The following is a 4722-nucleotide window of genomic DNA, read 5'->3' as shown; positions in this document are numbered from 1 at the left end:
CACCAGCAGTAGGTGAAGCATCAACCAGATAATCCGATGAGATGCCGGTCTGTCTCACTCTCATGCAAAGGTAAGATCAACCATTTAATCCGCTTACCCGAAAAAATCAACTTCGGCCATGACGTCATCAACGAAGGCACTATCGCAGGCAGCGGCAGCAACACCTCCGGCATCGTCATCAAAAGCCTGAACTTTAACGCCCTTAACAACATCGGCACCATCCAGGTCTCTGGTGACAACGCGGTGGGCATCCGCGTCGTCGACTCACTGGCCCCGGAAGTGAAGACTGCCACCAACGGCATCATCAACACCGGCAACATCATTTCGACTGGTACCGGGATCAGCGTGGAAAGCGTCAACTACGACCCTTCCGAGGGCGGAGATGACAATGCGAATAATCTGTTTGTAATTCACCAGAACGGCGGATCGATCGTCGGCGGCGAGAAATCCATCAACGGTAACTTCCAAACCCGCCTCGAGTGGACTGCCGGCACTATCACCGGCAACATGGAAGGCCTGAACCTCGTCCAGGTCGACGGCAATGGCACCTTCAATGGCCAAGAGATCGAAGCATTCTTGGTCGATGTGAACTCGGGCACCCTTTACCTGGCTTCTACCAGTACCAGCTTTACTGGTGATATGAACGTAGCCTCGGCGGGGACGCTGCAACTTCGAGTCAGCGATCAAACCAACCCGGCAACTCCAATCCTGAATGTGGCCGGTAACGCTACCTTCGCCAGTGGCAGCAAAATCGGTGTTACCGCTAACCCGGGTGACTTCACCGGCAACAGCCAAGGCACCACCTACACTCTGGTGAAAGCCGGTACGCTGACCGACAACGGTCTGTCCGTGGTGAGCAGCTCCGCACTACTGAACATCACCGGCTTCAACGTTAGCGGCGACCAAGTGACCGCAACCGTTACCGGCAAGTCTGGTTCGACTGTTGCCGACCTGATCGCCAAGATGGGCGCTTCAGGTAATGCATCCCGCGCTATCCGCCCCTTCACTGACAGCGTCCTGAGCAAGTTGGATGCAAACGACAAGGTCTTCAAAGCCTTCGCCAATGCTGATGAACAGCAGCTGGCTCGCTTGGCTGAGCAATTGTCCCCGAACGTGAACGGTGGCTCGACTCAAGCTGCACTGGGCGGCCAATCTCTGGTTTCCAACGCTTTGAACGGCCGCAATGCTGAAGTTCGCGGCATGTCCTCCGGTGACGTGCTGAAAGATACCGGCGTATGGGTCAAAGGACTGTACTCGGATGCAGACCAAGGCTCGCGTGATGGTGTTGCAGGCTACAACGCTTACAGCAGCGGTATCGTCATCGGTGCTGACGGCAAGCTGACCCCGGACCTGACCTTGGGTCTTGCCTACAGCTACATCAACTCGAAAGTGAACGGCTTGTACAACAAGACCGACGTCGATGCATACGCTTTGACTGCCTACGGCAGCTGGAACCAAGGCCCTGCTTTCGTAGACGGTAGCGTGACCATCGGTAAGAACGAAAACACCAGCAAGCGTGACATCGCAGACACCGTTGCAAAAGGCGACTACGACAGTGACCTGTTCGGTATCAACGTACTGGGCGGTTACGGCTTCAACTTCGACAACGGCTTCCTCGTCGAACCACGTGCTGCTCTGCGCTACAGCAACCTGAAGATCGATGGTTACACCGAGAAAAACTCCAGTGCTGCTCTCAGCGTCGGTGGCCAGCGTATCGAAGTAGGTGAAATCGGCGGCGGCGTTCGTGTCGCCAAGGACTTCAGCTTCATGAACGGTACGCTGAAGCCTTCGGCGACGGCCATGGCTTACCACGACTTCATCGGAGACAAGGCGAACACCACCAGCACTTACACACTGGGCGGCTCTCCATTCGTGTCCTCGGGCGCGTCTAGCGCTCGCAACAGCCTCGAGCTGGGCCTGGGCGCTGACTACTCGATCGGTGCGGTTACGGTAGGCGCGAGCTACTCCTACCTCAAGAAAACCGACTTCAATGCCGATACCTTCACGGTCAAGGCCCGATACGATTTCTAGAATAAATTCAGGATGTTAGAAGAAGCGGCCAGCATTGCTGGCCGTTATTCTTTTGGATGCACTTGCCGATAGCCTCCTTGAGGGACGCTATCGAGAGATGCATTAGAGAGAGGCTGAAAATGCTTAAGACTATGATCACCAGCATCGCCCTAGCCAGTGCTGCTTTGCTGGGAGGCTGTGCATCACCGGTAAACCTTGCCCAGTTTTCGACAGGCTCCTTGAGAGGAGCCGTGCTACAGACACCTACATTTCCTATTCAGGGAATGGTTCCCGCACCGGGGACTTACAAGCACCTACGTGTGTACATAGAGGGGGACGGCCACGCCTGGGCAACATCCTCCCAACCGAGCACTGATCCAACCCCACACTCTTCACTCATGCTTCAGTTTGCAGCTGAGGATTTAACATCCGCGGCGTACTTGGCCAGGCCATGTCAGTTTGTAAGGTCCAGCGCCTGCACCCTTGATGTCTGGACTGGATCACGCTTCGGTAAGCCGGCCATCGACTCTATGGATTCAGCCCTAACTGCCTTGAAACGTCGCTTCAATGTAGAGACTTTTGAACTGGTTGGGCACTCGGGCGGTGGTGAGGTCGCGCTCGTGCTGGCCGGTATGCGCGATGATGTTGACCAGGTGCAGACCATTGCCGGCAACGTAGACCCGGTATTTTGGACAAAGCTCCACAAGCTGAGCCCACTCAAAGCCCCCATCACCCCTTTGGCGTACAAAGCACGGCTTGCTCAGATTCCCCAAAGACACATTGTTGGTTCCAACGACCCAGTGGTTCCCCCTTCAGTCGCGCAGGCCTACAGCGCTCAGCTTGACGGCTCTTGCGTGGAAATCGTTGTCGTAGACGCAACACACAATGATGGATACGGGACCCTGTGGAATCGCTTTTCTACCACCCCGTTGCTTTGTAAGTCGCGGTAAATAGCCGGCTTCGGCCGGAAGCAAGGAATGCTGTTATGCCTGGATTGTCCAAGGGACATCAGAAGCTGAGCTTGGCCGGCAAAAAAGAAGCGCTGCAACTGCTTCTGGCCACATCTCAGGGTTCATGTGCGGTACCAACGCTTGCTTTTGGCTCTCATGACCCAAGGGTCGTGGCGCTTTTCGATTGCGACTCCTGTTCAAGTGGCGCGATCCTCACCGAGGTAAAGCGCCCGGGCAAGCGAAAGCGTTGGCAGGTCGTCTGCAGTGAGTGCACAAAAAACAGTGGGGAAGCCTCAAAAAACCCTTGGACAGCCTCGCTGCTGTGGAACGGCGTAAATCTCTCTAGTTGCCATTATTGCGAACTGCCGCTGTTCGGCCTGGCAGGCATGTCGCCGAAAGAAGCTCATGACCACATAAAATCCATCCGCGGCATCCTGGTTCTAAGGATCTCACTTTGTGATACAGAGCTTCAGCTGTTCAGAATCGGAGAAAGCACGAGCAAGCCCGGCACTGGGTATGTAGAGCGGCTTGATGCCTACCTCAAGTGGGCGATGCTCGCGCACAGATTAATCAAAGCTTGCAAGGGTCGAACGAGCAACACGATTTCGTAGCATGTGTTTGGTTTGCTAGTGACAGATCTGGGACCTAGCATTGGGTCTGAATGGGCACACCCCCCAAAACATAGGAACTCACCCATGCTAGTCGCGTCCAAGAGCGGTTTGATTTCAGTCGTTGATCTGATTGAAGACACCAAGAAAACATGGGTCGTCATGGATGAAAAGGTCAAAAAAACCATAAGCAAAACCGACGCGAGCACACGGGGATTTAATCTGATGTCTGATGCGTTGAAGTGGGTCGGGGCCGATCCTGAGCTGATTCAAACCTTCCTAGCCAGTGAAGCCGAATCTGCTGAAGAGGCAACAAAGCATTGATACCGCGCATAGGTAGGCACGATTGGTTAAAAGTTGGCTCACCGGTGTTCTGGGGGGCGTCAGCCTTCACCTTGGCCGGGATTGCCGCTGTCGCCGTTTTGCCAGCTGCGACCTGGTCATCTGCGGGGCTTGCATCCTTTGGCCTCCTATCTGCTATTTCAGGTGTTATTTTCCTGATGAGGCGAACTGAGCCGCTTCGCCCTGCCATGAGGCAGACTCTCGGGGTATTCCTAATCGTTTACGGCGCCTGTGCAATTGGTGGTGGGCTCGCCGGTCACGAGGCCCCTACAACGCCGCTCAGGAGCTTGCAGCCACCAGCACAAACACATGAATCGCTATGGAAGCTTGCAAACAACGAAGGGGAAGGGCGGAACCTGATAGCAGCGGCCGTTGCGGCGCGACAGAAGAGTCTGATCCTTTGGACCGCGCCTGGCTGTACTGCATGTTCTTCAGTTTTGGATTTGACAGTTTTGAATCCGAGCGTAAACCCCAAACTTGCTGGCTATAGGCTTATTCGTATCGAAACCCCCGACGCGGCTACCCACAGCATTCGTGAGCAGTTTGGAGTGAATGAAACACCATCCCTCACTCTCATGTTAGGTGATGAGACTGTGCCGGCGTATGGGCGGATCGGAAGAGAGATTGATGCGCCGTCAGTGATGGATCTGTTGGATACCCAGGTTCAGGCGGAAGACGCCGCTCGCTAAGAATTAGGCCGTATAAAGTCTCCAGTATGGGGATGTAAGCCGGAACCCCAGAAATTTCCGTCACCCTAGTTGGGTGGGCTCAACACTCGTGTCACCAGCTACCTTCTGGAGAATCGAGCTCGG

General features: G+C 54.9%; 4 protein-coding genes. All 4 read left to right on the top strand.

Translation table 11 applies throughout. The features are described 5' to 3' along the window. The first annotated feature begins 12 nt into the window (after nt 1-12). The 4 genes from ACZRN6_RS36305 to ACZRN6_RS36290 all read left to right on the top strand — a co-directional run bounded on the left by ACZRN6_RS36305 (nt 13) and on the right by ACZRN6_RS36290 (nt 3892). Nucleotides 13-2031: an autotransporter family protein gene (locus ACZRN6_RS36305; protein WP_284184513.1), complete on the top strand. Its 2019-nt coding sequence runs from the start codon at nt 13-15 to the stop codon at nt 2029-2031. A 509-nt stretch (nt 2032-2540) separates the two neighbouring features. Further along, complete coding sequence (locus ACZRN6_RS36300; protein ID WP_230383553.1) at nt 2541-2960, top strand: alpha/beta fold hydrolase; 420 nt, start codon at nt 2541-2543, stop codon at nt 2958-2960. A 35-nt stretch (nt 2961-2995) separates the two neighbouring features. Continuing rightward, entirely contained in the window at nt 2996-3571 is a 576-nt protein-coding gene (locus ACZRN6_RS36295) for a hypothetical protein (protein ID WP_078465739.1), read from the top strand. A gap of 84 nt (nt 3572-3655) precedes the next feature. After that, the gene (locus tag ACZRN6_RS36290; protein WP_078465740.1) at nt 3656-3892 is read left to right on the top strand and encodes a hypothetical protein; all 237 of its coding nucleotides are present in this window, start codon (nt 3656-3658) and stop codon (nt 3890-3892) included. Nucleotides 3893-4722: the final 830 nt, after the last annotated feature.

Source organism: Pseudomonas sp. A125, assembly GCF_055409485.1.
The sequence above is the reverse complement of the archived record's forward strand: the minus strand, read 5'-3'. Positions and strand labels throughout refer to the sequence as shown.